Origin of the sequence: Burkholderia diffusa (assembly GCF_902499115.1) — a bacterium.
Classification (GTDB): domain Bacteria; phylum Pseudomonadota; class Gammaproteobacteria; order Burkholderiales; family Burkholderiaceae; genus Burkholderia; species Burkholderia diffusa.
In genome coordinates this window covers 35,101-60,166 of sequence record NZ_CABVPN010000001.1, presented here as the reverse complement: position 1 = coordinate 60,166, position 25,066 = coordinate 35,101, and the positions used below count along the sequence as shown (strand labels likewise).

At 68.1% G+C, this 25,066-nt stretch carries 23 protein-coding genes; 15 read left to right on the top strand and 8 right to left on the bottom strand.

Annotated features, from left to right (window positions below; genetic code table 11):
• The first annotated feature begins 38 nt into the window (after positions 1-38).
• The 4 genes from BTE28158_RS00285 to BTE28158_RS00270 all read left to right on the top strand — a co-directional run bounded on the left by BTE28158_RS00285 (position 39) and on the right by BTE28158_RS00270 (position 3,291).
• Entirely contained in the window at positions 39-1,523 is a 1,485-nt protein-coding gene (locus BTE28158_RS00285) for a DegQ family serine endoprotease (protein WP_151051253.1), read from the top strand.
• Between the two features lie 93 nt (positions 1,524-1,616).
• Positions 1,617-2,054: a carboxypeptidase-like regulatory domain-containing protein gene (locus tag BTE28158_RS00280; RefSeq protein ID WP_124900971.1), complete on the top strand. Its 438-nt coding sequence runs from the start codon at positions 1,617-1,619 to the stop codon at positions 2,052-2,054.
• 138 nt (positions 2,055-2,192) lie between these two features.
• Positions 2,193-2,552: a DUF427 domain-containing protein gene (locus tag BTE28158_RS00275; RefSeq protein WP_124900972.1), complete on the top strand. Its 360-nt coding sequence runs from the start codon at positions 2,193-2,195 to the stop codon at positions 2,550-2,552.
• 28 nt (positions 2,553-2,580) lie between these two features.
• Entirely contained in the window at positions 2,581-3,291 is a 711-nt protein-coding gene (locus tag BTE28158_RS00270) for an SRPBCC family protein (RefSeq protein WP_151051265.1), read from the top strand.
• Between the two features lie 53 nt (positions 3,292-3,344).
• Here the strand turns inward: BTE28158_RS00270 and BTE28158_RS00265 are convergent, their stop codons facing one another.
• Positions 3,345-4,346, bottom strand: coding sequence for a helix-turn-helix domain-containing protein (locus tag BTE28158_RS00265; RefSeq protein WP_151051267.1), 1,002 nt, complete (start codon positions 4,344-4,346; stop codon positions 3,345-3,347).
• Positions 4,347-4,498: 152 nt separating this feature from the next.
• Between BTE28158_RS00265 and BTE28158_RS00260 the strand changes: the two genes are divergently transcribed.
• The gene (locus tag BTE28158_RS00260; protein WP_151051269.1) at positions 4,499-5,152 is read left to right on the top strand and encodes a cysteine hydrolase family protein; all 654 of its coding nucleotides are present in this window, start codon (positions 4,499-4,501) and stop codon (positions 5,150-5,152) included.
• Between the two features lie 117 nt (positions 5,153-5,269).
• Here BTE28158_RS00260 and BTE28158_RS00255 read toward each other — a convergent pair whose 3' ends face one another.
• Positions 5,270-5,911: a TetR family transcriptional regulator gene (locus tag BTE28158_RS00255; RefSeq protein WP_059607945.1), complete on the bottom strand. Its 642-nt coding sequence runs from the start codon at positions 5,909-5,911 to the stop codon at positions 5,270-5,272.
• A 398-nt stretch (positions 5,912-6,309) separates the two neighbouring features.
• Here BTE28158_RS00255 and BTE28158_RS00250 point away from each other — a divergent pair, with 398 nt between their 5' ends.
• Genes BTE28158_RS00250 through BTE28158_RS00240 form a run of 3 tightly spaced genes read left to right on the top strand, consistent with a single transcriptional unit; the run spans position 6,310 to position 12,326 of the window.
• Positions 6,310-7,587: an efflux RND transporter periplasmic adaptor subunit gene (locus BTE28158_RS00250; RefSeq protein WP_124621422.1), complete on the top strand. Its 1,278-nt coding sequence runs from the start codon at positions 6,310-6,312 to the stop codon at positions 7,585-7,587.
• Positions 7,588-7,602: 15 nt separating this feature from the next.
• Positions 7,603-10,803 carry an efflux RND transporter permease BpeB gene (bpeB, locus tag BTE28158_RS00245; protein WP_151052135.1) on the top strand — a complete coding sequence of 1,067 codons (3,201 nt, stop codon included), beginning with the start codon at positions 7,603-7,605 and terminating at the stop codon, positions 10,801-10,803.
• A complete protein-coding gene (locus BTE28158_RS00240; RefSeq protein ID WP_059607948.1) occupies positions 10,803-12,326 on the top strand; it encodes an efflux transporter outer membrane subunit in 1,524 nt (507 codons plus the stop codon). Before bpeB ends, BTE28158_RS00240 begins: the two co-directional genes overlap by 1 nt.
• A gap of 255 nt (positions 12,327-12,581) precedes the next feature.
• Here the strand turns inward: BTE28158_RS00240 and BTE28158_RS00235 are convergent, their stop codons facing one another.
• Entirely contained in the window at positions 12,582-13,958 is a 1,377-nt protein-coding gene (locus tag BTE28158_RS00235; RefSeq protein ID WP_170296486.1) for a nucleobase:cation symporter-2 family protein, read from the bottom strand.
• Positions 13,959-14,408: 450 nt separating this feature from the next.
• Here BTE28158_RS00235 and BTE28158_RS00230 point away from each other — a divergent pair, with 450 nt between their 5' ends.
• Genes BTE28158_RS00230 through fghA form a run of 3 tightly spaced genes read left to right on the top strand, consistent with a single transcriptional unit; the run spans position 14,409 to position 16,941 of the window.
• Positions 14,409-15,845 (top strand): xylulokinase, encoded by a 1,437-nt coding sequence (locus BTE28158_RS00230; RefSeq protein ID WP_174919606.1) that lies wholly within the window; start codon positions 14,409-14,411, stop codon positions 15,843-15,845.
• A 10-nt stretch (positions 15,846-15,855) separates the two neighbouring features.
• Positions 15,856-16,077 carry a hypothetical protein gene (locus BTE28158_RS33045; protein ID WP_170296474.1) on the top strand — a complete coding sequence of 74 codons (222 nt, stop codon included), beginning with the start codon at positions 15,856-15,858 and terminating at the stop codon, positions 16,075-16,077.
• A 15-nt stretch (positions 16,078-16,092) separates the two neighbouring features.
• Positions 16,093-16,941 (top strand): S-formylglutathione hydrolase, encoded by an 849-nt coding sequence (gene fghA / locus BTE28158_RS00220; RefSeq protein WP_151051486.1) that lies wholly within the window; start codon positions 16,093-16,095, stop codon positions 16,939-16,941.
• A gap of 110 nt (positions 16,942-17,051) precedes the next feature.
• On the opposite strand, the gene BTE28158_RS00215 is transcribed toward fghA, so the two are convergent.
• The 5 genes from BTE28158_RS00215 to BTE28158_RS00195 form a co-directional block, all read right to left on the bottom strand.
• On the bottom strand, positions 17,052-17,834 hold the full coding sequence (locus BTE28158_RS00215) for a metal ABC transporter permease (RefSeq protein WP_059607953.1): 783 nt from the start codon (positions 17,832-17,834) through the stop codon (positions 17,052-17,054).
• Entirely contained in the window at positions 17,827-18,717 is an 891-nt protein-coding gene (locus BTE28158_RS33180; protein WP_059607954.1) for an ABC transporter ATP-binding protein, read from the bottom strand. The genes BTE28158_RS00215 and BTE28158_RS33180 overlap by 8 nt, the downstream gene beginning before the upstream one ends.
• Positions 18,718-18,730: 13 nt before the next feature.
• A complete protein-coding gene (locus tag BTE28158_RS00205) occupies positions 18,731-19,654 on the bottom strand; it encodes a metal ABC transporter solute-binding protein, Zn/Mn family (RefSeq protein WP_059607955.1) in 924 nt (307 codons plus the stop codon).
• Between the two features lie 48 nt (positions 19,655-19,702).
• Positions 19,703-20,164, bottom strand: a complete 462-nt coding sequence (locus BTE28158_RS00200) for a Fur family transcriptional regulator (protein WP_059607956.1) — start codon at positions 20,162-20,164, stop codon at positions 19,703-19,705.
• Between the two features lie 108 nt (positions 20,165-20,272).
• Positions 20,273-20,509, bottom strand: a complete 237-nt coding sequence (locus BTE28158_RS00195) for a hypothetical protein (protein WP_151051484.1) — start codon at positions 20,507-20,509, stop codon at positions 20,273-20,275.
• Here BTE28158_RS00195 and BTE28158_RS00190 point away from each other — a divergent pair.
• The 4 genes from BTE28158_RS00190 (at position 20,493) to BTE28158_RS00175 (ending at position 25,053) form a co-directional block, all read left to right on the top strand.
• Positions 20,493-21,269: an L-iditol 2-dehydrogenase gene (locus tag BTE28158_RS00190; protein ID WP_059607957.1), complete on the top strand. Its 777-nt coding sequence runs from the start codon at positions 20,493-20,495 to the stop codon at positions 21,267-21,269. The two genes, BTE28158_RS00195 and BTE28158_RS00190, sit on opposite strands and share 17 nt — an antisense overlap.
• Positions 21,270-21,341: 72 nt before the next feature.
• Positions 21,342-22,298, top strand: a complete 957-nt coding sequence (locus BTE28158_RS00185; protein ID WP_151051488.1) for a sugar kinase — start codon at positions 21,342-21,344, stop codon at positions 22,296-22,298.
• Positions 22,286-23,638 (top strand): D-tagatose-bisphosphate aldolase, class II, non-catalytic subunit, encoded by a 1,353-nt coding sequence (locus tag BTE28158_RS00180; RefSeq protein ID WP_059607958.1) that lies wholly within the window; start codon positions 22,286-22,288, stop codon positions 23,636-23,638. The genes BTE28158_RS00185 and BTE28158_RS00180 overlap by 13 nt, the downstream gene beginning before the upstream one ends.
• 89 nt (positions 23,639-23,727) lie before the next feature.
• Positions 23,728-25,053 (top strand): ABC transporter substrate-binding protein, encoded by a 1,326-nt coding sequence (locus BTE28158_RS00175; RefSeq protein ID WP_124621435.1) that lies wholly within the window; start codon positions 23,728-23,730, stop codon positions 25,051-25,053.
• The last annotated feature ends 13 nt before the right edge of the window (positions 25,054-25,066 follow it).

Genomic DNA, 25,066 nt, shown 5'->3' with positions numbered 1-25,066 from the left:
GTCGTTACGCTGCGTCCTAACAACGAGGAGGTCCTACGATGAACACCCGATTCCTTGCGCGCGGCGCCGTCGCGGTCGCCGTGGCGGCTGCCCTGTCAGCCGGCTATGTCGCAGGCACCCGCCGCGCCGATCCGCAGATCATCACGCCCGCGCAGGCCGCCGCGCTCATGCCGGCCGAGGCCGCGGCGAAGACCGGCATTCCCGATTTCTCCGGGCTGGTCGAAACTTACGGCCCGGCCGTCGTGAACATCAGCGCGAAGCACGTCGTGAAGCAGGTGTCGCGGCGTGTGCCACAGCCGCAGCTGCCGATCGATCCGAGCGATCCGTTCTACCAGTTCTTCAAGCACTTCTACGGCCAGGTGCCGGGCATGGGCGGCGACACGCAGCCGGACGACCAGCCGAGCGCGAGCCTCGGTTCGGGATTCATCGTCAGCGCGGACGGGTACATCCTCACCAACGCGCACGTGATCGACGGCGCGAACGTCGTCACGGTCAAGCTGACCGACAAGCGCGAGTACAAGGCGAAGGTCGTCGGCGCCGACAAGCAATCCGACGTCGCGGTGCTGAAGATCGACGCGAGCGGCCTGCCGACCGTGAAGATCGGCGACCCGGCGCAGAGCAAGGTCGGCCAGTGGGTCGTCGCGATCGGTTCGCCGTACGGCTTCGACAACACGGTCACGTCCGGCATCATCAGCGCGAAATCGCGTTCGCTGCCCGACGAGAACTACACGCCGTTCATCCAGACCGACGTGCCGGTGAACCCCGGCAACTCGGGCGGCCCGCTGTTCAACCTGCAGGGCGAGGTGATCGGCATCAACTCGATGATCTACTCGCAGACGGGTGGCTTCCAGGGCCTGTCGTTCGCGATTCCGATCAACGAGGCGATCAAGGTCAAGGACGAGCTCGTGAAGACGGGGCACGTGAGCCGCGGCCGCCTCGGCGTCGCCGTGCAGGGGCTGAACCAGACGCTCGCGAGCTCGTTCGGACTGCAGAAGCCGGACGGCGCGCTCGTCAGTTCGGTCGACCCGAACGGCCCGGCCGCGAAGGCGGGCTTGCAGCCGGGCGACGTGATCCTCGCGGTCAACGGCTCGCCGGTCGCCGACTCCACGTCGCTGCCCGCGCAGATCGCGAACCTGAAGCCGGGCTCGATGGTCGATCTGCAGGTGTGGCGCGACAAGTCGAGGAAGTCGATCAGCGTGACGCTCGGCGCGATGACCGATGCGAAGCTGGCCTCGAACGACGGCGGCCCCGTCGAGCAGGGGCGCCTCGGCGTCGCGGTGCGTCCGCTCACGCCGCAGGAGCGCAGCGCAACCAGCTTGTCGCACGGGCTGATCGTGCAGCAGGCCGGCGGCCCGGCGGCCAGCGCGGGCATCCAGCCCGGCGACGTCATCCTCGCGGTGAACGGCCGCCCGGTCACGAGCCCCGAGCAGTTGCGCGACGCGGTCAAGGGAGCGGGCAACAGTCTTGCTCTCCTGATCCAGCGCGATAATGCACAGATCTTCGTGCCGGTCGACCTGAGCTGACCGGCGGCCGCTGCGGGCCGGCCTCGCCGGCCTTGGCGGGCGCCGCCGGCGTTCGACCCGTGGTGCCGTGTTCCGACCCGAAAGGAGGGAGCCATGCAATATCTACGCAACGTGTCCCGATTTGCCGCCGCCGCGGCGCTGGCTGCCGGCTGCGCCGTCGCCGCGTCCGGCGCGTACGCACAATCGGACGGCTTGCCCGCGGCGAGCCAGCAGGGCGATGTCAGCTACGTGTCAGGCGGCATCGGCAAGGATCAATCGACGGCATTCGAGCAGAACGAGGCGGCGTGGCCGCTCGCACTGCGCTTCACCGGCAAGGGCGGCGAATACCTGGCCGACGTCCATGTGCGGATCGTCGACAGCAAGGGCACCGAGCTGCTGACGACGGACGCGCGCGGGCCGTACATGCTCGTCAAGCTGCCGCCTGGGCGCTACACGGTGCATGCGGCGTACCAGGGCAGCGACGAATCGCGCGCGGTCACGGTCGGTGCGAAGGGCGGGGCGAAGGCCGCGTTCCAGTGGAGTGCGCAGTAGCGCATCGCGCGCGGGCGCGGTCAGGCCGCGCAATCGGAGGCGGTTTCGCCCATAATGAGAGCCACGGCACCTGTGCCGTGGCTTTTTCGTTTCCTGCGCCCGGCTTGCCCGCCGGGGCCGCCGTCCGGAGGAGAAACGATGTCCGATGCTGCCGACCCTCGCCTGGAAATCGTACCGAACCGCCATCGCGTGCGCGTGATCCATCGCGGCATCACGTATGCCGATTCACACGGCGCGCTGACCGTGCGCGAAACGGGCCTGCCGGACATCCATTACCTGCCGCGCGGCGACGTCAACATGCACAGGCTCGTGATGTCGAGCGTCACGACGGATTGTCCGCTGAGGGGCCGTGCCGTGTATTTCAACCTGCAGACGGAAGACGGCGTGATCGAGAACGCCGCATGGAGTTACGAGGAACCGGGGGAGACCGCGTCCGCGCTTGCGCACTACGTCGCCTTCGATGTCGCGCGGGTCGACAGTCTCATCGAGACGTCCTGATGCGGCGCGTGTTCATCGGGGAGGCATCATGGAACTGAACGACACGTTACGCGTACCGCTCGCGCCGGCCGTCGTGCGGGAGGCACTCGAGGATCTCGCGTTGCTGCGGGCGAGCTTCGACCATTGCGAATCGTTCGTGAAGCACGCGCACGGCGAGTTCGCGCTGACCATCACGGTGCCGCTCGGCCCGCTGCGTGCCCGCTACGACGTGCGTGCGCATCTGGCGAGCGAGCAGGGCGACGCGGAAGGCCAGCCGCGCCGCGTGCTCAACTTCAAGGCGCGGGCCGACGGCCTCGGCGCGGTGCGCGGGCAGGTCGAGCTGGTGCTGCGGCCGGACGATGACGACGCGGCCGCGACACGTATCGAATATGTGGTGTGGGCGACGGCGAGCGGCCCGCTTGCCGAACTGCCGGCGCGGCAGATCGAGAATGCGCTGTTCGCGTGGACCGACGATTTCTTCCGCGAATTCTGCGCGGTCGTGCAGGCGAAGCACGGTCTCGTGCCGAACCGCGCGCGTTCGCGCCCGCAACGTCGCCAGCATGTGTTCCTGCGGCCCGCGTCGCTGATGGCCGCGGCGAAGCGTCCGCTGCCGCCGCACCTTGGCGGCGCGCTGAGCGGCCGCGTCGCGAGCGCCGTGCATCATCGCGAATCCGGCCCGCTGCCCGTCTGGGCGTGGGCGGCGATCGTCGTGTTCGTCGCGCTGCTGCTGTATGCGGCGCGCTGGATCAACGGCGTCTGAGCGGCCGGCGTGCCACCGCGTTACCCGGCCGGACGCCGGCGGCGCGGCGGCCATTAGCGCCGCGCATCGGGCCCGGCGCCGCGAAATTCCCTCCGATAGGCCGATGGCGACGTGCCGAGCGAGCCCGCGAAATGCTGGCGCAGCGATACGCTCGAGCCGTAGCCGGCCGCCTGCGCGATCGCGTCGATCGATTGTCCCGTAGTTTCCAGTAGATGCTGCGCGCGCGTGAGCCGCTCGGCCTGCAGCCACGCGGTGACGGTCGTGCCCGTCGCCTGGCGGAAGTGGCGCGTGAACGTGCGCCGGCTCATCAGCACGCGTTCGGCGAGCGAATCCACACTGTGCGCGATGTCCAGATGCGCGCGCACCCAGTCGAGCAGGCCCGCGAGCCGCGCATCGCGCGGGTGCGCGGCAACCGGCTGCGGCACGTATTGCGCCTGCCCGCCCTGGCGGTGCGGCGGGATCACGAGGCGGCGCGCGATCCGGTTCGCGGCGTCCGAGCCGAAGCGCCGCCGCACGACGTGCAGGCAGCAGTCGAGCCCCGCGGCCGTGCCGGCCGACGTCATCAGGTTGCCGTCGTCGACGTACAGCACATCGGGGTCGAGCTTCACGCGCGGAAAGCGCTGGGCGAAGTCGTCGGCCCATGCCCAGTGCGTCGTGGCCGGGCGTCCGTCGAGCAGCCCGGCCGCGGCGAGCACGTACGCGCCGAGGCACAGGCCGACGACCTGCGCGCCGCGCGCGGCGGCCGCGCGCACTGCATCGACCAGCACGTCAGGCGGCGGTTCGTCGGGATCGCGCCATGCCGGCACGATGACGATGTCCGCGTCGTCGAGCGCATCGAGCCCGTACGGCGCGGTGATCGTGAAGCCGCCCGTCGTCGACAGCGGGCCGCGCTCGGCCGAGCACACGCGAAACTCGAACGTGGGCATCGCGGCCGCATCGCGTTCCTTGCCGAACACGACGGATGGCACCGACAGGTGGAACGGGCTGATGCCGTCGTACGCGATCACGGCGACGACGGTCGGGGCAGGGGCAACGGACGACGCGGCGGCGCGCATGACGGGCTCCGGAATGGCGATGGCCCGATTCTATCGAAGAATGGCTATCGGGCCACTGTCCGTCTGCGCGATGCGATCCGACAATGCATCGCATCGCGCTGCTGGCCGCCCCGTTCCGGAGCGGGGCGGCGCTGCCGAAACCGGAGCCTGCCATGTCGAATGCCATATTGCCTTCCGCTTCCCGCCGCGCGCTGATCGTGATCGATGTCCAGAACGAATACGTAACGGGCAACCTGCCGATAGAGTATCCGCCCGCCGACGCATCGCTGGCGAACATCGGCCGTGCGATCGACGCCGCGCACGCGGCGGGCGTGCCCGTGATCGTCGTCCAGCACGTCGCGCCGGCGGGTGCGCCGATCTTCGCGCCGGGGACGGACGGCGTCGCGCTGCATCCGGTCGTCGCCGACCGGCCGTATGCGCACCTGATCGTGAAGGCGCAGGCCAGTTCGTTCGCCGGCACCGATCTTGCCGCATGGCTCGACGCGCACGGCATCGACACGCTCGCGGTCGCCGGCTACATGACGCACAACTGCAATGCATCGACGGTCTATCACGCGGCGCACGCGGGGCTCGCCGTCGAGTATCTGGCGGACGCGACCGGCGCGTTGCCGTACGTGAATGGCGCGGGTGCGGCGAGTGCTGAAGAGATTCACCGCGCGTACACGGTCGTGTTTCAGTCTAATTTCGCGGCCGTGATGTCGACCGATGAATGGATCGCGGGGCTCGGCGGCGCGGCGATGCCGGCGCGCGATTCGGTGGCCGCGTCGAACCGGCGGGCCCGCGCGCAACGCGCGAAGGCCGCCTGAGCGAATCGGGGAGGGCAGGGGCGACCGGGCGGAGCGGTGCCGCCGTCTGCGCGTGGCCGGTTCGACCGGCCGGTCGCGATGACACGGCCTGCGGCGCGCCGGCGGAGGGGCCGTCGGTCAGTCGCTCGTCTTCAGCATCGCCGGGCTGTAACGCATCATGTCGAAGCAGCCGTCGACGAGCTGTTCCGCATGCTGCTCGGCATCGATCTCGTCGGGCAGCATCAGCATGTCACGCACGAAACCGCTGACGAGCGTGTGCAGCATCAGCGTCGCGCGCCATGTGTCGAGCCGCTCGGGCAGCAGCTTGAGCCGCACGGCGCCCGCGAGATCGGCATCGATCGCGTGCAGCGCCTCGCTCATCCCCGCACGGTTGCGCTGCAGCAGCGGCTCCATGTCCGCGACGTACTCGCACTTCATGAACAGGATGCTGAACACGCGCCGCAACTGCGAGTCGCGCTGTACACCGAGCAGGCACCAGATCAGGATCTTGCGGATTTTCTCCAGCGGATTGCCGCCGGGTGCGTCGAGCGGCATCCGCTTGAGCTCGTCGATCGGCAGGAACACGCGGTCGAACATCGCGTCGAACAGCTCACTCTTGTTCGCGAAATGCCAGTAGATCGCGCCGCGCGTCACGCCGGCGTGCTGGGCGATGTCGGCGAGCGACGTGTGCGACACGCCCTTCTCGAAGAACACGTGTTCGGCGGCGTCGAGAATGCGGTTGCGCGTCTCGAGCGCCTCCTCCTTGGTGCGTCTGACCATGTGCAGGCCTGAATGGATCGATCGTAGGTGAATATAGGGTCGGCAACCCTCGTCGTCGCTGTGCGGACGGGCTATGCTTGCGACTGGTAATAATTCGTAAGACCTAGCGGTTGGCGACGGGCGAGCGGGCTTTTTACATACATTCGTGAATGTATATACAATACCACCCTACGATCGAATGACCAAAGTGGCAATCAGTTAATATCCCACTCTGCTGATTCCCGCCAAAGTACCAGTCCGCAGTTCGCGGCATCTCGTCGGCATGGAGGTCTCGTGCCGACTTGCTGTATCCAGTAGTCCAGTAATTCAGGTGTTCGATCTGCGCCGCGAGGCGCATCCGTGTTGCGCTCCCGTCGGGTGCTGCACTTATTCCATTGGTTATACACAGAGGTCGCTCCATGCGCGTCGAACGGGTTCCATACCGCTTGATCACTGTCGCGGCAGCCGCGGTTTTTCTGGCTGCATGCGGAAAAAAAGAATCGGCACCGCCGCCGCAAACGCCGGAAGTCGGCGTCGTCACCGTCCAGCCGCAAGCCGTGCCGGTCTTCAGCGAACTGCCGGGCCGCACCAGCGCATTCCTCGTCGCGCAGGTCCGCGCGCGGGTCGACGGCATCGTGCTGCGTCGTGAGTTCACCGAAGGCACCGACGTCAAGGCTGGCCAGCGTCTGTACAAGATCGATCCGGCGCCGTACATCGCGGCATTGAACAGCGCGAAGGCGACGCTCGCGAAGGCGCAGGCGAACCTCGTCACGCAGAACGCGCTGGTCGCGCGCTACAAGGTGCTCGTGGCCGCGAACGCGGTCAGCAAGCAGGACTACGACAACGCGGTGGCCACCCAGGGGCAGGCCGCGGCGGACGTCGCGGCCGGCAAGGCGGCGGTCGATACCGCACAGATCAACCTCGGCTACACGGACGTGGTCTCGCCGATCACGGGCCGCGTCGGCATTTCGCAAGTGACGCCGGGCGCCTACGTGCAGGCGAGCCAGGCGACGCTGATGTCGACGGTGCAGCAGCTCGACCCCGTGTACGTGGACCTCACGCAATCGAGCCTCGAGGGCCTGAAGCTGCGCCAGGACGTGCAGAGCGGCCGCCTGAAGACGAGCGGCCCGGGCGCGGCGAAGGTGTCGCTGATCCTCGAGGACGGCAAGACGTATTCGGAAGTCGGCAAGCTGCAGTTTTCCGACGTGACGGTCGACCAGGCAACCGGCTCGGTGACGATCCGCGCGGTCTTCCCGAACCCGGGCCGCGTGCTGCTGCCGGGGATGTTCGTGCGTGCGCGTATCGAGGAAGGCGTGAACGAGAATGCGTTCCTGGTGCCGCAGATCGGCGTCACGCATGACCAGAAGGGCCAGGCGATCGCGATGGTGGTGAACGCGAGCAACAAGGTCGAGCCGCGTACGCTGAAGACGTCGGGCATGCGCGGCCAGGACTGGATCGTCGAAGGCGGTCTGCAGGCGGGCGACCACGTGATCGTGCAGGGCGGCGAGAAGGTGCGTCCGGGCGCGACCGTGAAGTCGGTGGCGGCACAACTCGCCCCGGCGGCCGGTGCCGCATCGGGTGTCGCCGCTGCCACCGCCGCGCCGGCTGCCGCCGGTTCCGGCGCCGCCGCCGCGTCCGGTGCCGCCGCATCGGGCGCCGCGCCGGCGAGTGCCGCCGCTGCTTCGAGCGCGCAATAACAGGGAGCCTGTTTCATGGCAAAGTTTTTTATCGATCGCCCGATCTTCGCGTGGGTGATCGCCATCATCCTGATGCTGGCCGGGGTCGCGGCGATCTTCACGCTGCCGATCTCGCAGTATCCGACGATCGCGCCGCCATCGATCCAGATCACCGCGAACTACCCGGGCGCTTCCGCGAAGACGGTGGAAGACACGGTGACGCAGGTGATCGAGCAGCAGATGAGCGGTCTCGACAACTTCCTGTACATGTCGTCGACCAGTGACGACTCGGGCAACGCGACGATCACGCTGACGTTCGCGCCGGGCACCAACGCCGACATCGCGCAGGTCCAGGTGCAGAACAAGCTGTCGCTCGCGACGCCGGTTCTGCCCCAGGTCGTGCAGCAGCTCGGCCTGTCGGTGACGAAGTCGAGCAGCAGCTTCCTGCTGGTGCTCGCCTTCAACTCCGAAGACGGCAGCATGAACAAGTACGACCTCGCGAACTTCGTGGCGTCGCACGTGAAGGATCCGATCAGCCGGCTGAACGGCGTCGGCACCGTCACGCTGTTCGGCTCGCAGTACGCGATGCGGATCTGGCTCGACCCGACCCGCCTGACGAACTACGGCCTCACGCCGGTCGACGTGAGCTCGGCGATCACCGCGCAGAACGTGCAGATCGCGGGCGGTCAGATCGGCGGCACGCCGGCCAAGCCGGGCACCATGCTGCAGGCGACGATCACCGAATCGACGCTGCTGCAGACGCCCGAGCAGTTCGGCAACATCCTGCTGAAGGTCAACCAGGACGGCTCGCAGGTTCGCCTGAAGGACGTCTCGAAGATCGAGCTCGGCGGCGAAAACTACAACTTCGACACGAAGTACAACGGTCAGCCGACCGCGGCACTCGGTATCCAGCTCGCGACCAACGCGAACGCGCTCGCGACCGCGAAGGCCGTGCGCGCGAAGATCGACGAGCTCGCACCGTTCTTCCCGCACGGCCTCGTCGTGAAGTATCCGTACGACACGACGCCGTTCGTGAAGCTGTCGATCGAGGAAGTGGTCAAGACGCTGCTCGAAGGTATCGTGCTCGTGTTCCTCGTGATGTATCTGTTCCTGCAGAACCTGCGGGCGACGATCATCCCGACGATTGCGGTGCCGGTGGTGCTGCTCGGCACGTTCGCGATCATGTCGCTCGTGGGCTTCTCGATCAACACGCTGTCGATGTTCGGCCTCGTGCTCGCGATCGGCCTGCTGGTGGACGATGCGATCGTGGTGGTCGAGAACGTCGAGCGCGTGATGGCGGAAGAGGGCCTGTCACCGAAGGAGGCGACCCGCAAGGCGATGGGCCAGATCACCGGCGCACTCGTCGGCGTGGCGCTGGTGCTGTCGGCGGTGTTCGTGCCGGTCGCGTTCTCCGGCGGTTCGGTCGGCGCGATCTATCGTCAGTTCTCGCTGACGATCGTGTCGGCGATGGTGCTGTCGGTGCTGGTCGCGTTGATTCTGACGCCCGCACTGTGCGCGACGATCCTGAAGCCGATCCCGCAAGGGCATCACGAAGAGAAGAAGGGCTTCTTCGGCTGGTTCAACCGCACGTTCAACAACAGCCGCGACAAGTACCACGTCGGCGTGCACCACGTGATCAAGCGTTCGGGCCGCTGGCTCATCATCTACCTGGTCGTGATCGTCGCGGTCGGCCTGCTGTTCGTGCGCCTGCCGAAGTCGTTCCTGCCGGATGAAGACCAGGGCCTGATGTTCGTGATCGTGCAGACGCCGTCGGGCTCGACGCAGGAAACGACCGCGAAGACGCTCGCGAACATTTCCGACTACCTGCTGAAGGACGAGAAGGAAATCGTCGAATCGGCGTTCACGGTCAACGGCTTCAGCTTCGCGGGTCGCGGCCAGAACTCGGGTCTCGTGTTCGTGCGACTGAAGGACTACTCGCAGCGTCAGCATGCGAACCAGAAGGTGCAGGCGCTGATCGGCCGGATGTTCGGGCGCTACGCGGGCTACAAGGACGCGATCGTGATCCCGTTCAACCCGCCGTCGATTCCCGAACTCGGTACGGCCGCGGGCTTCGACTTCGAGCTGACGGACAACGCCGGTCTTGGCCACGACGCGCTGATGGCCGCGCGTAACCAGCTTCTCGGGATGGCCTCGAAGGATCCGACGCTGCAGGGCGTGCGCCCGAACGGCCTGAACGACACGCCGCAGTACAAGGTCGACATTGACCGCGAGAAGGCGAATGCGCTCGGCGTGACGGCGGATGCGATCGACCAGACGTTCTCGATCGCGTGGGCGTCGAAGTACGTGAACAACTTCCTCGACACCGACGGCCGGATCAAGAAGGTCTACGTGCAGGCCGACGCGCCGTTCCGGATGACGCCGGAGGACATGAACATCTGGTACGTGCGCAACGGGTCGGGCGGGATGGTGCCGTTCAGCGCGTTCGCGACCGGTCACTGGACGTACGGTTCGCCGAAGCTCGAGCGCTACAACGGCGTGTCGGCGATGGAAATCCAGGGTCAGGCCGCGCCGGGCAAGTCGACCGGCCAGGCGATGGCCGCGATGGAAGGGCTCGCGAAGAAGCTGCCGGTCGGTATCGGCTATTCGTGGACCGGTCTGTCGTTCCAGGAAATCCAGTCGGGTTCGCAGGCGCCGATTCTGTACGCAATCTCGATCCTCGTCGTGTTCCTGTGTCTCGCGGCGCTGTATGAAAGCTGGTCGATCCCGTTCTCGGTGATCATGGTGGTGCCGCTCGGCGTGATCGGTGCACTGCTCGCGGCGACGATGCGCGGCCTTGAGAACGACGTGTTCTTCCAGGTTGGCCTGCTGACCACCGTGGGCTTGTCCGCGAAGAACGCGATCCTGATCGTGGAATTCGCGCGCGAACTGCAGATGACGGAGAAGATGGGGCCGATCGAGGCCGCGCTGGAAGCAGCGCGCCTGCGGCTGCGTCCGATCCTGATGACGTCGCTCGCGTTCATTCTCGGCGTGATGCCGCTCGCGATCAGCAACGGCGCGGGTTCGGCGAGCCAGCACGCGATCGGCACGGGCGTGATCGGCGGGATGATCACGGCGACGTTCCTCGCGATCTTCATGATCCCGATGTTCTTCGTGAAGATCCGCGCGATCTTCAGCGGCGAGAAGGAAGACGTCGACCAGGCGCTGCGCCTCGCTCAGGAGCACTCGCACCACGAAGAGAAGCCGGGCAACGGCGACGAAGGCAACAAGGGACAGTGATGATGCAAAAACACGCTTTGACTGCAATCGCGGTCGCGCTCTTTGCCACGGGCTGCACGATGGCGCCGCATTACAAGCGGCCCGACGCGCCCGTTGCGCAGGCGTACCCGGCCGGCGGCGTCTATGCGACGCAGCCGGGCGCTGCCGGCGCGCGCAGCGCGAACGGCCAGGCGGCGACCGCCATCGGCTGGCGCGAATTCTTCGTCGATCCGCGCCTGCAGCGGCTGATCGAGATCGCGCTGAAGAACAACCGCGACCTGCGCGTGTCGGTGCTGAACATCGAGGCCGCGCGCGCGCAGTACCAGATCACGCGCGCGGGCCTGTTCCCGACGCTCGACGGCACGGGCACGGGCAGCATCCAGCGCGTGCCGCAGGGCCTGTCGCAGACGGGTGCGCCGTATATCTCGCGCGCCTACAACGTCGGCGTTTCGGCGTCGTGGGAACTCGACCTGTTCGGCCGCGTGCAGAGCCTGAAGGACCAGGCGCTCGCGCAGTACCTGTCGACGTCGTATGCGCGGCAGGCTGCCGAGATCTCGCTCGTGTCGCAGGTCGCGGACCAGTACCTGACGCTGCTGTCCACCGATGACCTGTTGCAGGTCACGGAGAACACGCTGAAGACGGCACAGGCGTCGTACGACCTGACGAAGCTGCAGTTCGACAACGGCACGGGCTCCGAGCTCGAGCTGCGTCAGGCGCAGACGGTCGTCGAGACGGCGCTCGCGAACCAGCAGGCGCAGGCGCGTGCGCGTGCGCAGGCGCTGAACGCGCTGGTGCTGCTGATCGGCGAGCCGCTGCCGGACGATCTGCCGGCGGGCATGCCGCTCGATGCGCAGAACCTGCTGACGGACGTGCCGGCCGGTCTGCCGTCCGACCTGCTGACGCGTCGTCCTGACGTGATGCAGGCCGAGCAGACGCTCCTGGCCGCGAACGCGAACATCGGCGCGGCACGCGCGGCGTTCTTCCCGCGTATCTCGCTGACGGGCGCGTTCGGCACCGGCAGCCCGACGCTCGGCGGCCTGTTCAAGGCCGGCACGGCGGCGTGGTCGTTCGCGCCGCAGATCACGATGCCGATCTTCGAAGGCGGGCAGAACATCGCGAACCTGAACCTCGCGAACGTGCAGAAGCGTATCGAGATCGCCAACTACGAGAAGGCGATCCAGTCGGCGTTCCGCGAAGTGTCGGACGGGCTGGCTGCACGCGGCACGTACGATCAGCAGATCGCCGCGCTCGAGCGAAACGAGCACGCGCAGCAGCGTCGCTTCGACCTGTCGGACCTGCGCTACAAGAATGGTGTCGACAGCTACCTGTCGGTGCTGACTGCGCAGACCGACCTGTACTCGGCGCAGCAGTCGCTGATCAGCGCGCGTCTGGCACGCTGGACGAACCTGGTCACGCTTTACCGCGCATTGGGCGGCGGCTGGATCCAGCGCGCCGGCGAGACGCCGCGCGCACCGGACGAAACGGTCGACTACGACAAGGCGGCCGCACCGGCGCCTGCGTCGGCAGCGGCGACGAACGGGTAAGCACGAAGGCGGGCAGGGGCGGGCGACCGCTCCGGTTCGCCGAGGTCGCGGTTCCCGGGATACGACAACGCCACGGACGAAAGTCCGTGGCGTTTTTTTGCGGCCAGTTTGGTTTGCAGCGACCGCGGATCGTCATCACCGGCACCACTGCTATCGCCGCCCAACCACTCGCCACAAAGCAAAACGCCACGGCAAGCCGTGGCGTTTTTCCTCTACCGTATCGCGCCATGCTCCGGCGCATCCGGGGCGGATCGATCAGTGGTGCACGTCGGCCGGGCGTCCGTCGAAGTCGTGCCCTGCGCGGCGAATCTCGCAACGTGCGTCCTTCTCTGCCTTCACGCCGTTGAACACGACGTTCAGGATCACGGCGGTGGCGGACGCGAGCAGGATACCGCTGTGCAGGATCGGCGCGAGCGCGGGCGGCAGCTTCGAGAAGAAGTGCGGCGACACGACCGGCACGAGGCCCATCCCGACGCTGACGGCGACGATGAACAGGTTGTGCGAGTTGTCGACGAAGTCGACCTTCGACAGCACCTTGATGCCGTTCGCGGCCACCATCCCGAACATCACGATACCCGCGCCACCGAGCACGAACGGCGGCACCGATGCGACGACCTGCGCCATCTTCGGGAACAGGCCGAGCAGCACCAGGATCACGCCGCCCGTCGCGCAGACGAACCGGCTCTTCACGCCCGTCACGCCGATCAGGCCGACGTTCTGCGAGAACGACGTATGCGGAAACGAGTTGAAGATGCCGCCGATCAGCGTGCCGAGGCCGTCGACGCGCAGGCCGCGCACGAGGCGCTCCTGGTTGACCGGGCGATCGACCATGTCGCCGACCGCGAGGAACATGCCGGTCGATTCGATGAACGTGACGAACATCACCGTGACCATCGTCGCGATCGACAGCGGGTCGAAATGCGGCAGGCCGAAGTGGAACGGCATCACGAAACCGACCCACGGTGCGTGCGCGACGCCGTCGGTATTCACGCGACCGATCGCGAACGCGATCACGAAGCCGGCGACGATGCCGAGCAGCACCGAGATGTTCGCGATGAAGCCGCGGCCGAACTTGTTGATCAGCAGGATCAGCGTGAGCACGAGCAGCGACAGGCCGAGGTAGACGGGGCTGCCGTATTCGGGGTTGCCGACGCCGCCCGCTGCCCAGTTGATCCCGACTTCCATCAGCGACAGCCCGATCACCGCGATCACGGTGCCGACGACGACCGGCGGAAAGAATCGCAACAGCTTGCCGATCATCGGCGCGAGCACGATGCCGATGATGCCGGCGGCAATGGTCGAGCCGAAGATGTCGAGAATGCCGAGGCCGGGGTTGGTGCCGATCGCGATCATCGGGCCGACGGCCGCGAACGTGCAGCCCATGATGACGGGCAGGCGGATCCCGAAGATCCACAGGCCGAGCGTCTGGATCAGCGTGGCGATGCCGCACGAAAACAGATCGGCGCTGATCAGGAACGCGATCTGGTCTTTCGGCAGCTTCAGCGCGCCGCCGACGATAAGCGGCACGGCTACGGCGCCGGCGTACATGACGAGGACGTGCTGCAGACCAAGCGTTACAAGCTTGCCGGTCGGCAGCACCTCATCGCACGGATGGACCGTGTTCGATTGCATCTGTCTCACTCCATGATCTTGTTTTCGGGGTGATACGAAGTTATGCGGAATGGAACATTGCAACAAGAGCACTGGGTTCTATTCCGTTCTTTGCTGGTTCGATATGCCATTTCGGCATGAAACAGGGTGTCGATCATCGGGAAACTGCCGCGGGAGTGAGGTTCCCCGGTTTTATAGCCCTTCAAAATAGTGCATGCCGCCATGTCAAATATCGGCGGCTTTATGGTGTGTATCGCGACCGTGGCATAGTGGAAAAAACGACCGGTGGAAAATCGCGCCGGGTTAACCCGCTGGCGGCCGTTCTGGCGCGTAACGCGTGGCCGGGTGAAACCGATGGTGCGCGGCTGCGTTTTTCACGTCGCCAGGGTGTCAAAAACGCCGAGCAAGTCGGGCCGCATGTCGCGATCCCGCTATCATCGATATCCGTTCACTCGAATACGCCAACCCGTCATGCGCCTGCTCGGAATCGACCTCGGTACCGGCTCCGTCAAACTCGTCACGCTTGATGCCGATGGCGTCGAGCGCGCGGTTGCGAGCCAACCCTATGCGTTGTCGTCGCCGCAGCCGGGCTGGGCGGAAATTGCCCCCGACGTGTGGTGGCAGGCGCTCGTGCGCGCCGCTGCGCGGCTGCCGGCCGGTGAGCGCGCGCAGGTCGCGGCGATCGGCTTCTCCGGCCAGATGCATGGCGTCGTGCTGATCGACGCGGCCGGGCAGCCGGTGCGGCCCGCGCTGTTGTGGCCCGATACGCGCGCGGTGCGCGAAGCGGACGCGGCCGACTGGCCGGACGCGCCGAATCCCGTCGCGCCCGGCATGGCGGGCCCCCTGTTGCGCTGGCTGGCCGCACACGAACCGCACGCGTTGCGGGACGCACGCTGGGCCGTGCAGCCGAAGGACTGGCTGCGCGTCGCGCTGGGCGGCGAGATCGCGGCCGATCCGAGCGATGCATGCGCGACGGCGCTCGCGACGCCGGACGGCGCGTGGGATTCGGCGCTGATCGACGCGCTGGGCTTGCCCGTCGACCGGTTCGCACCTGAGCGGGCGTCGGGTGCGCGCTGCGGTGTGCTCGATGCGACGGCGGCGGCGGCACTCGGGCTGCCGGCCGGCGTGCCGCTCGCGACGGGGGCGGCCGATACGGCGTGCGCGGCGCTCGGCAGCGGACTCGTCGCGGCCGGCGACGCGCTGCTGACCACCGGCAGCGGTGGCCAGATCGTCGTCCTCGCGGACAGGTTGCCGCCCGCACGGCGCGGGCTGCATCGTTATCGCACGGCGGCGGGCGGCGGCTATTACACGATGGCCGCGATGCAGAACGTCGGGCTCGCGCTCGAAGCCGTGCGCGGCTGGCTCGGCTATCCGGGCTGGCCGGATGCGTACGACGACGCGTTCGCCCGGCCGGCGTCGGAGCGGCTCTGCTTCCTGCCGTACCTGACGGGCGAGCGTTCGCCGTGGATGAATCCCGACGCGCGCGGCGGCTGGCTCGGTCTCGGGCTCGGCGACACGCGCGGCGCGATGATGCGCGCCGCGTTCGAGGGCGTCGCATTCGCGTTGCGCGCGGGGCTCGATGCGATTCGCGATGCGAACCGGGTCGATCCGGTGACGACGCTGCGCCTCGCCGGTGGTGGCTCGGTCGATCCGCGCTGGCGTCAGTTGCTCGCGGATGCGCTCGGCGCGTCGCTCGACGCGGTCGATTGCCCGAACGCCGCGACGCGCGGCGCCGCGCTGCTCGCGGGCGTCGCGATCGGACACTGGCGCGAAGACGCGCTGCGCACGCTGGCGCCGACCGCGTCGCCGGTCGCCGCACCGCACGACGATCGCGCGCTGGCCGCACGCCATGCGCGTTTCGTCGATCTGTATGCGCGAACGGATGCGTGGTTCACGACCGGCGTTTAAACTCGGGCACTTGTCCTGTCGCGCCAGCGGTGACGCGTCGCGGCAAGCCGGCGGCTGTTTCCCGCACGCGACGGGCGGCGGGATCGGGGATCATGACGGGCACGCTCCGGTATCGCCGTGTCGCGCGGCACGGCCCGACCTGATCACGCACGCGCTGCCGCTCGAGACGCTCCCCGGCGGCGCCGACACGATGAAGACGGGCGAATCGATTCGCCCGATCGTGCTGTATTGAACGGAAGGGAACTCCATGCTCGAACTCGTTACTTCGCATGCTTGCCACGGTGGCGAGCAACGCTTCTATCGCCACGATTCGAAGGCGATCGGCCTGCCGATGAAGTTCTCGGTGTACCTGCCGCCGCAGGCCGCGCACGGTCGCGTGCCGACGCTGTTCTATCTCGCGGGGCTCACGTGCACCGAGGAGACGTTCGCGATCAAGGGCGGCGCGCAGCAGTACGCGGCGCAGCACGGCCTCGCGCTCGTGATGCCCGATACGAGCCCGCGCGGCGCGGGCGTGCCGGGCGAGACCGATGCATGGGATTTCGGCGTCGGCGCGGGTTTCTATGTCGACGCGACGCAAGCTCCGTGGTCGACGCATTACCGGATGGAGTCCTACGTGACGGGCGAGTTGCGCGAGCTTGTCGCGGCCGAGTTGCCGATCGACGGCACGCGGCTCGGGATCTTCGGCCACTCGATGGGCGGGCACGGTGCGCTGACGCTCGCGCTGCGTCACCCCGACCTGTACCGATCGGTGTCGGCGTTCGCGCCGATTGCCGCGCCGACGCGTTGCCCGTGGGGCGAGAAGGCGTTCTCGGGCTACCTCGGCGACGATCGCGACGCGTGGAAGCAGCACGACGCGAGCGAACTCGTCGCGCGCGCGGATGCGCCGAAGTTCGCGGACGGCATCCTCGTCGACCAGGGCCTCGCCGATCAATTCCTCGCGAACCAGCTGAGCCCGGACGTATTCGAAGCCGCGTGCGCGAAGGCCGGCCAGCCGCTGACGCTGCGCCGCCATGCAGGCTACGACCACGGTTACTACTTCATCTCGACGTTCATCGCCGATCACATCGCGCATCACGCACGCGTGCTCGTACTGTGAGCGGGGTGCGGCACGCGTGACCCGCGGTGCGCGCCGCACGTCGCGCGCGCATGCAAAAACGCCGGCGGCCTTTCGGCTACGCCGGCGTTTTGGTTTTCGTCGCTCGACGATCAGTGGCGCCGCAACAGGCTCGCGCCATACACGAGCGCGGACAGCGCGGTGATCCAGAAGCTCGTCGGCCAGTCGGTGTGATACGCGAGCGCGATCCCGGCCCACGCCTCGAACAGCGCGAACAGCGCGGCGAGCAGCACGCCGGTCGACAGCCGCGTCGACACGTTTTGCGCGGCCGCGGCCGGCCCGACCAGCAGCGTGAACACGAGCAGCACGCCGACGATCTGCGTTGCCGCCGCCACCGCGAGCGCGCACACCGCGAGGAACAGCACCGACACCGTGCGCAGCGACACGCCTTTGGCTTCGGCCAGCTCAGGCTGCAGCGACGCGAACAGCAGCGGCCGCGCGATCAGCGCGAGCGCGACGAGGCTCACCGCGCCGATGCCGGCCAGCACCGCGAGCGTGTCGCGGCTGACCGCGAGCACGTTGCCGAACAGCAATGCGGTGACCTGCGTCGCGAACGACGTATAGAAGTGCAGGAACAACAAACCGAAGCCGAGCGCGCCGGACAGGATCACGCCGATCGCGACGTCGCGGCCCGCGAGTTTTTCGCCGAGCGCGCCCATGCCGATCCCGGCCGCAAGCGTGAAGCCGACCATCCCCCAGATCGGCGAGATGCCGAGCAGCACCGCACCCGTCGCGCCGGTAAAGCCGACGTGCGACAGCGCATGGCCGGCGAAGGTTTGTCCGCGCAGCACCAGGAAGTAGCCGACGATGCCCGCGAGCACCGCGACGATTCCCGACGCGGCGAACGCGTTGATCATGAAGTCGTATTCAAACATCGTGCGAATGCCCGGGGTGAGCGTGTCCGTGGTGGTGATGGCCGTGTCCGCCGCCACCGCCGTGCGAGTGGCCGTCGTCGTCCTCGTGTTCGTGGTCGTGCTTCTCGATCTCGACGTCGCCCGACATCACGAAGATCTTGCCGTTCACGCGCATCACGTCGATCGGCGAGCCGTAGAGCCGCGACAGCACAGGCCTGGTGATGACCTCGTCGACGGTGCCGAGCGCCGCGACGCCGTTGCCGAGATACAGCACGCGGTCGAGCGCGTTCAGCAGCGGATTCAGTTCGTGCGCGGAGAACAGCACGGTGATGCCGAGCTCGCGCTGCACGTTGCGCACGAGTTCGACGACGCCGCGCTGGTGGTTCGGGTCGAGGCTGATCAGCGGTTCGTCGAGCAGCAGCAGCTGCGGATTGCCGAGCAGGCATTGCGCGAGCAGCAGGCGCTGCCGCTCGCCGCCCGACAGCTCCGACAGCGGCCGGCGCGCGAGCGTCTGGCCGCCGACGAGGTCGAGCACGCGGTCGACGTCGCGCCGCGTCGCGGCGTTCGTGTGCGGCAGCCCCCAGCGGTGGCCGTCGGCGGCCATCGCGACGAAGTCGTAGCCGCGCATCCGGCGATTCGCGAGGCCGCTTCTGATCTGCGGCATGTAGCCGATCGACGCGTTGCCGCGCGCGACCGGCACGCCGCCGACCGACAGCGTGCCGCCCGTGACGGGCACGAGACCGAGCACCGCGCGCATCAGCGTCGTCTTGCCCGCGCCGTTCGGCCCGAGCACGCCGACGAATTCGCCGGGCTCGATCGAGAAACTCACGTCGCGAAGGATCGTGCGTCCGCCCAGTTCGAGCGTGACGCGATCGAGTGCGAGTGCGTGGGGAGTGTCGGTCATGGTGTTGACTGGGTCACTTCTTGCTGGCGGAAAGCGCGGCAGCGAGCGCGTCGAGCTGGCCGGCCATCCATTGCTGGAAGGTCTTGCCGGCCGGCTGCGTCTCGGTGACGCTCACGCCCGGCACACCGCTGTCGCGCGCGATCTTCAGCAGGCGCTTGGTCATCGGCGCTTCGGCCTGGCTGTTGTAGATCAGCACGCGCACCTGTTTCTTGCGCAGGTCGTTCTCGAACGCGGCGACGTCCTGCGCGCTCGCTTCGGTGTCGTTCATCGTCGCAAGCTGGAAGCGCTGGTTGCGCATGTCGAGGCCGATCGCGTCGGACATGTAGCCGAACACCGGCTCGGTGGCCGTCACCGGCACGCCCTTGTATTGCGCGCGCAGCGCGGCGACCTTGTCGTCGACGGGCTTCAGCGACGCGACGAACTTCTGCAGGTTCGCGTCGTAGTCGGCCTTGTTCGCCGGATCGGCACGGCCGAGCTCGGCCGCGATCGCGCGCGCGGCGGCCGGCATGGTCGCCGGGTCGTACCACAGGTGCGGGTTGTCGCCGGCCTTCTTGCCGACGAGATCCGCCACGACGATCGTCGCGCGCTTCGCCTGCTTCGATGCGCCGAGCAGTTTGCCCATCCACGGATCGTAGTCCGCGCCGTTGTAGATCACGACCTGCGCGTGCTGCAGCGCGCGTGCGGTCTTCGGGCTCGCTTCGAACAGGTGCGGATCCTGGTCGGGATTGCTGAGGATGCTGGTCACCGCGACATGGCGGCCGCCGATCTGCGATGCGACGTCGCCATAGAAATTCTCGGCGGCGACCACATTGACGGTCGCGGCCTGCGCGAAGGCGGGTGAGGCGATCGACAGCGCAGCGGCCGCGGCGGCCGCGGCGGCGAACAGACGAGCAAGCGGCAGGGCACGCCGCGGCGCGCGCTTCAGGGCAATGGACATGAAACTCCTCGTTGGAAGGGGCGGCGCGTGCGCCGCGCGTGTGCGGTGTCAGCGTTGCGCGGGCTTGCCCTTGCAGTGCCCGCACAGGCCGTTCAGCTCGACGACCTGGTGGTGGACTTCGAACCCGTGCGCGGGCGCGCTCGCGGACAGCTGTTTCGCGAGGTCGCTGCCCGGAATCTCGACGGTCTCGCCGCACGAGTCGCAGATCAGGAACTGGCCTTCGTGCGGCACGCCGATCTCGCAGCACGCGAAGAACGCGTTCTTCGATTCGATCCGGTGGATGAAGCCGTGCTCGACGAGGAAATCCAGCGCGCGATAGACGGTCGTCGGCGGCACGCGGCCGCGCTGCGGCTCGAGCTCGGCGAGCAGGTCGTACGCGCCGATCGGGCGCTGCGCGGCCAGCACGCGTTCGTAGACCTGGCGGCGCAGCGGCGTCCACGCGAGCCCGTGCTCGGCGGCGAATGCGTCGGCCCGGGACAGCCGGGCGTCGATGTGCGATGAGGTGGCCATGGCGTGGAGCTGGCAATGAGACGAAGTATCGCGATGATATAACGTATCTTCTCATCGTGCAGCCCGAATTCTGCCCCGCGCACCGGCTGTGTCCCCTTCATCGCCGTTTCAGCCGCGCCGCACCCAGCGCGCCGCGCCTTGCCGGGCGCGGTTCTCCGCGCCCGGCAAGGCGCAGTCGTGCCGCAGCGCATCATCGAAAGCCGCCGTGTCGCCTTGACAGCGTGAATCGCGTATCCGATCATTCGACCAACAAGAGAGCAATTGATCGGTCGGCGAGCGTTCGCTCACCTCGCGGCCTTCGTACAGCAGAACGAACCGGAGACAACCAGTGAGACTGGAAGACAAGGTCGCGATCCTGACGGGTGCGGCCAGCGGCATCGGCGAAGCGGTCGCGCAACGCTATCTGGACGAGGGCGCGCGCTGCGTGCTGGTCGACGTGAAGCCCGCGGGCGGTTCGCTCGCACGGCTGATCGAGGCGAACCCCGGCCGCGCGGTGGCCGTCACCGCGGACGTCACGCGACGCGACGATATCGCGCGGATCGTCGCCACCGCCGTCGAGCGGTTCGGCGGCGTCGACATCCTGTTCAACAACGCGGCGCTGTTCGACATGCGCCCGATACTCGACGAATCCTGGGACGTGTTCGACCGGCTGTTCGCAGTCAACGTGAAAGGGCTGTTCTTCCTGATGCAGGCCGTCGCGCAGCGGATGGTCGAACAGGGGCGCGGCGGCAAGATCGTCAACATGTCGTCGCAGGCCGGGCGTCGCGGCGAGGCGCTCGTTTCGCACTACTGCGCGACCAAGGCCGCGGTGATCAGCTACACGCAGTCGGCCGCGCTCGCGCTCGCGCCGCACCGGATCAACGTGAACGGCATCGCGCCTGGCGTGGTCGACACGCCGATGTGGGAGCAGGTCGATGCGCTGTTCGCGCGCTATGAGAACCGGCCGCTCGGCGAGAAGAAGCGGCTCGTTGGCGAAGCCGTGCCGCTCGGCCGGATGGGCGTGCCGGGCGACCTGACGGGCGCCGCGCTGTTCCTCGCGTCGGCCGACGCCGACTACATCACCGCCCAGACGCTGAACGTCGACGGCGGCAACTGGATGAGCTGACATGACGCCGCTCGCACGCGCAACCCGGGCGTCCGCGCCGCGTGCGGCCGCCGCCGCACGAGGGCACGCATGATGGCCGAAATCGTCGTGGCCGGCGAACTGCTGGCCGAATTCGTCGCCGCCGAGCGTGGCCAGGGTTTCGACACGCCGGGCCTGTTCGCGGGCCCGTTTCCGAGCGGTGCGCCGGCGATCTTCGCCGACCAGGCCGCGCGGCTCGGCGCGCGCGTCGCGTATGCGGGCTGCGTCGGCCGCGATGCGTTCGGCGACGCGATCGTCGCGCGGCTCGAGCGCGACGGCGTCGACGTCGCGCGCATCCGTCGTGTCGCGCGTCCGACCGGCACCGCGTTCGTCGCGTATCGCGACGACGGTTCGCGCAGCTTCGTGTTCAGCCTGTCGACCAGCGCGGCCGCGTGCGTCGACGCATCCGACGTCGACACCGCGATGTTCGACGGTTGCCGCTACTTCCATGTGATGGGCTCGTCGCTGACGAGCGAATCGGCGATCGCGGCCGTCCAGCGCGGCGTGATCGAAGCGGCGCGCGTCGGCGCGAAGGTGTCGTTCGACCCGAACGTGCGGCCCGAGATGCTGAGCTTCCGTCCGATGCGCGCGGCGCTCGACACGATGCTCGCCGCTTGCCATCTGTTTCTGCCGAGCGAGGCCGACCTGCCGTACTTCTGCGGGCCGCAGCCGGCCGAGCGCGCGATCGCCGGGCTGCTCGCGACGCATCCGCTGCTCGAGCGCGTCGTGCTCAAGCGCGGCGCGGCCGGCAGCGCCGCGTTCGACCGTGCGAGCCGTGTGGACGTGCCGGCCTGGCCGGTCGACGAACTCGATCCGACCGGTGCCGGCGACTGCTTCGGTGGCACGTTGGTCGCGAGCCTCGTCGCCGGCCTGCCGATCGACGTCGCGCTGCGCCGCGCGAACGCGGCCGGCGCGATCGCGGTCACGCGGCGCGGCCCGATGGAGGGCAACAGCAGCGCGACTGAAATCGACCGCTTCCTGACCGAACGAGGTATCGCATGTCCGGCCTGACCCCCGTCGCCGAGCGCCCGCGCAACGCGCACGCCGACGCCGTGCTGCGGATGATCTTCGATGCGAACCGCGCGGATGCGCAGCGCGGCATCTATTCGATCTGCAGCGCGCACCGGCTCGTGCTGGAGGCCGCATGCGAGGCCGCGCGCGCGGACGGCTCGCCGCTCCTGATCGAGGCGACCTGTAACCAGGTGAACCATCTCGGCGGCTACACGGGCATGACGCCCGCCGATTTCCGGCGCGACGTCGATGCGATCGCGCAGCGCTGCGGGCTCGCGCCGTCGGCGCTCGTGCTCGGCGGCGACCATCTGGGCCCGAACCCGTGGCGGCACCGTCGCGCGGCCGATGCGATGCGCGAAGCGGCCGCGATGGTCGCCGCGTATGTCGAAGCCGGGTTCGAGAAGATCCACCTGGACGCGAGCATGGCGTGCGCGGACGATCCGGAGCGGCTCGACGACCGGACGATTGCCGCCCGCGCGGCCGAGCTGTGCCGCGCGGCCGAAGACGCGGCGGCGCGCGCCGGCCTTGCGCCCGTCTACGTGATCGGCACCGAGGTGCCGACGCCGGGCGGCGAAGTGGCAGGCGACACGGGCGGCGATGGGATCGCGCGGATCGCGGTCACGCGCAGCGACAGCATCGCCGCGACGCTGGACGCGCATCGCGCCGCATTCGCGGCTGCGGGGCTCGACGACGCATGGACGCGCGTGGTCGCGATTGTCGCGCAGCCGGGCGTCGATTTCGACGATCGCCACGTGCTCGACTACGACAGCGCGAAGGCCGCGTCGCTTGGTGCGAGCATCCTGCGCACGCCGCGCCTCGTGTTCGAAGCGCATTCGACCGACTACCAGACCGAAGGCGCACTCGCCGCGCTCGTGCGCGACCACTTCGCGGTGCTGAAGGTTGGGCCCGCGCTGACCTTCGCGTTGCGCGAGGCGCTGTTCGCGCTCACCTTCATCGAGGACGCGCTGATCGTCGACGTCGCGCAGCGCTCGCGGTTGCGCGACGTGGTCGACGCCGCGATGCGCGCGCAACCCGAGCACTGGGCGCCGTATTACCGCGGCGACGAAACCGAGCAGCGGCTCGCGCGCCAGTTCAGCTACAGCGACCGGATCCGCTACTACTGGCTGCAGCCGGCCGTCGCGGCGGCGGTCGAGCAGTTGTTCGACAACCTTGCGCGGCAGCCCGTGCCCGAGACGCTCGTCGCGCAGTGGCTGCCGGACGTGTACGCGGCTTGCCGCGCGGGCGGCCTCGCGAGAGAGCCGCGCGCATGGGTGCGCCACCGGATACGCGACGTGATCGCGCACTATGCGCGCGCGTGCGGGATGCAGCGGCCGTCGTGACGGGTCGCGAAGGAAACACGGCAACACGAAACAAGCAACACGCAATACGCAACACCGACGACAGTTCGAACAATCACAGGAGACATGCCATGCAACGAAAGATGCTCGATGCCGCCGCACGCTGCTTCGCCGGAGCCGCGCTCGCGACGGCTGCGTGCGCGGCGTCGGCCGGCACGCTGACGATCGCGACGCTGAACAACCCGGACATGATCGAGTTGAAGAAGCTGTCGCCGGCGTTCGAGAAGGCGAACCCGGACATCAAGCTGAACTGGGTGATCCTCGAGGAAAACGTGCTGCGCCAGCGCGCGACCACCGACATCACGACCGGCAGCGGCCAGTTCGACGTGATGGCGATCGGCACGTATGAAACGCCGCAGTGGGGCAAGCGCGGCTGGCTCGCGCCGATGACCGGACTGCCCGCCGACTACGACCTGAACGACATCGTGAAGACCGCGCGCGACAGCCTGTCGTACAACGGCCAGCTGTATGCGCTGCCGTTCTACGTCGAAAGCTCGATGACGTTCTACCGCAAGGACTTGTTCGCGGCGAAGGGGCTGAAGATGCCCGACCAGCCGACCTACGACCAGATCGCCGAATTCGCGGACAAGCTCACCGACAAGTCGAAGGGCACCTACGGCATCTGCCTGCGCGGCAAGGCCGGGTGGGGCGAGAACATGGCGTACGTGTCGACGGTCGTGAACACGTTCGGCGGGCGCTGGTTCGACGAGAACTGGAACGCGCAGCTGACGTCGCCGGAATGGAAGAAGGCGATCAATTTCTACGTGAACCTGCTGAAGAAGGACGGCCCGCCGGGAGCGAGCTCGAACGGCTTCAACGAGAACCTGACCCTGACCGCATCGGGCAAGTGCGCGATGTGGATCGACGCGACGGTCGCGGCCGGGATGCTCTATAACAAACAGCAGTCGCAGGTCGCCGACAAGGTCGGCTTCGCGGCCGCGCCGGTCGCCGCCACGCCGAAGGGCTCGCACTGGCTGTGGGCGTGGGCACTGGCCGTGCCGAAGACGTCGAAGCAGCAAGATGCCGCGCGCAAGTTCATCGCATGGGCGACGTCGAAGCAGTACATCGAGATGGTCGGCAAGGACGAAGGCTGGGCGTCGGTGCCGCCGGGTACGCGCGCGTCGACCTACCAGCGCCCCGAGTACAAGGCCGCCGCGCCGTTCTCGGACTTCGTGCTGAAGGCGATCGAGACGGCCGACCCGAACGATCCGTCGCTGAAGAAGGTGCCGTACACGGGCGTGCAGTACGTCGGGATTCCTGAATTCCAGTCGTTCGGCACGGTGGTCGGGCAGGCGATCGCGGGTGCGGTGGCCGGCCAGATGACGGTCGACCAGGCGCTCGCCGCCGGGCAGGCCGCCGCCGATCGCGCGGTGCGCCAGGCCGGCTACAAGAAGTAACGCGGCCCCCGCC

Coding starts and splice junctions, on each gene's coding strand:
- BTE28158_RS00285 (WP_151051253.1), top strand. CDS start 39: ATGAACACCCGATTCCTTGCGCGCGGCGCCGTCGCGGTCGCCGTGGCG.
- BTE28158_RS00280 (WP_124900971.1), top strand. CDS start 1,617: ATGCAATATCTACGCAACGTGTCCCGATTTGCCGCCGCCGCGGCGCTG.
- BTE28158_RS00275 (WP_124900972.1), top strand. CDS start 2,193: ATGTCCGATGCTGCCGACCCTCGCCTGGAAATCGTACCGAACCGCCAT.
- BTE28158_RS00270 (WP_151051265.1), top strand. CDS start 2,581: ATGGAACTGAACGACACGTTACGCGTACCGCTCGCGCCGGCCGTCGTG.
- BTE28158_RS00265 (WP_151051267.1), bottom strand. CDS start 4,346: ATGCGCGCCGCCGCGTCGTCCGTTGCCCCTGCCCCGACCGTCGTCGCC.
- BTE28158_RS00260 (WP_151051269.1), top strand. CDS start 4,499: ATGTCGAATGCCATATTGCCTTCCGCTTCCCGCCGCGCGCTGATCGTG.
- BTE28158_RS00255 (WP_059607945.1), bottom strand. CDS start 5,911: ATGGTCAGACGCACCAAGGAGGAGGCGCTCGAGACGCGCAACCGCATT.
- BTE28158_RS00250 (WP_124621422.1), top strand. CDS start 6,310: ATGCGCGTCGAACGGGTTCCATACCGCTTGATCACTGTCGCGGCAGCC.
- bpeB (WP_151052135.1), top strand. CDS start 7,603: ATGGCAAAGTTTTTTATCGATCGCCCGATCTTCGCGTGGGTGATCGCC.
- BTE28158_RS00240 (WP_059607948.1), top strand. CDS start 10,803: ATGATGCAAAAACACGCTTTGACTGCAATCGCGGTCGCGCTCTTTGCC.
- BTE28158_RS00235 (WP_170296486.1), bottom strand. CDS start 13,958: ATGCAATCGAACACGGTCCATCCGTGCGATGAGGTGCTGCCGACCGGC.
- BTE28158_RS00230 (WP_174919606.1), top strand. CDS start 14,409: ATGCGCCTGCTCGGAATCGACCTCGGTACCGGCTCCGTCAAACTCGTC.
- fghA (WP_151051486.1), top strand. CDS start 16,093: ATGCTCGAACTCGTTACTTCGCATGCTTGCCACGGTGGCGAGCAACGC.
- BTE28158_RS00215 (WP_059607953.1), bottom strand. CDS start 17,834: ATGTTTGAATACGACTTCATGATCAACGCGTTCGCCGCGTCGGGAATC.
- BTE28158_RS33180 (WP_059607954.1), bottom strand. CDS start 18,717: ATGACCGACACTCCCCACGCACTCGCACTCGATCGCGTCACGCTCGAA.
- BTE28158_RS00205 (WP_059607955.1), bottom strand. CDS start 19,654: ATGTCCATTGCCCTGAAGCGCGCGCCGCGGCGTGCCCTGCCGCTTGCT.
- BTE28158_RS00200 (WP_059607956.1), bottom strand. CDS start 20,164: ATGGCCACCTCATCGCACATCGACGCCCGGCTGTCCCGGGCCGACGCA.
- BTE28158_RS00185 (WP_151051488.1), top strand. CDS start 21,342: ATGGCCGAAATCGTCGTGGCCGGCGAACTGCTGGCCGAATTCGTCGCC.
- BTE28158_RS00180 (WP_059607958.1), top strand. CDS start 22,286: ATGTCCGGCCTGACCCCCGTCGCCGAGCGCCCGCGCAACGCGCACGCC.
- BTE28158_RS00175 (WP_124621435.1), top strand. CDS start 23,728: ATGCAACGAAAGATGCTCGATGCCGCCGCACGCTGCTTCGCCGGAGCC.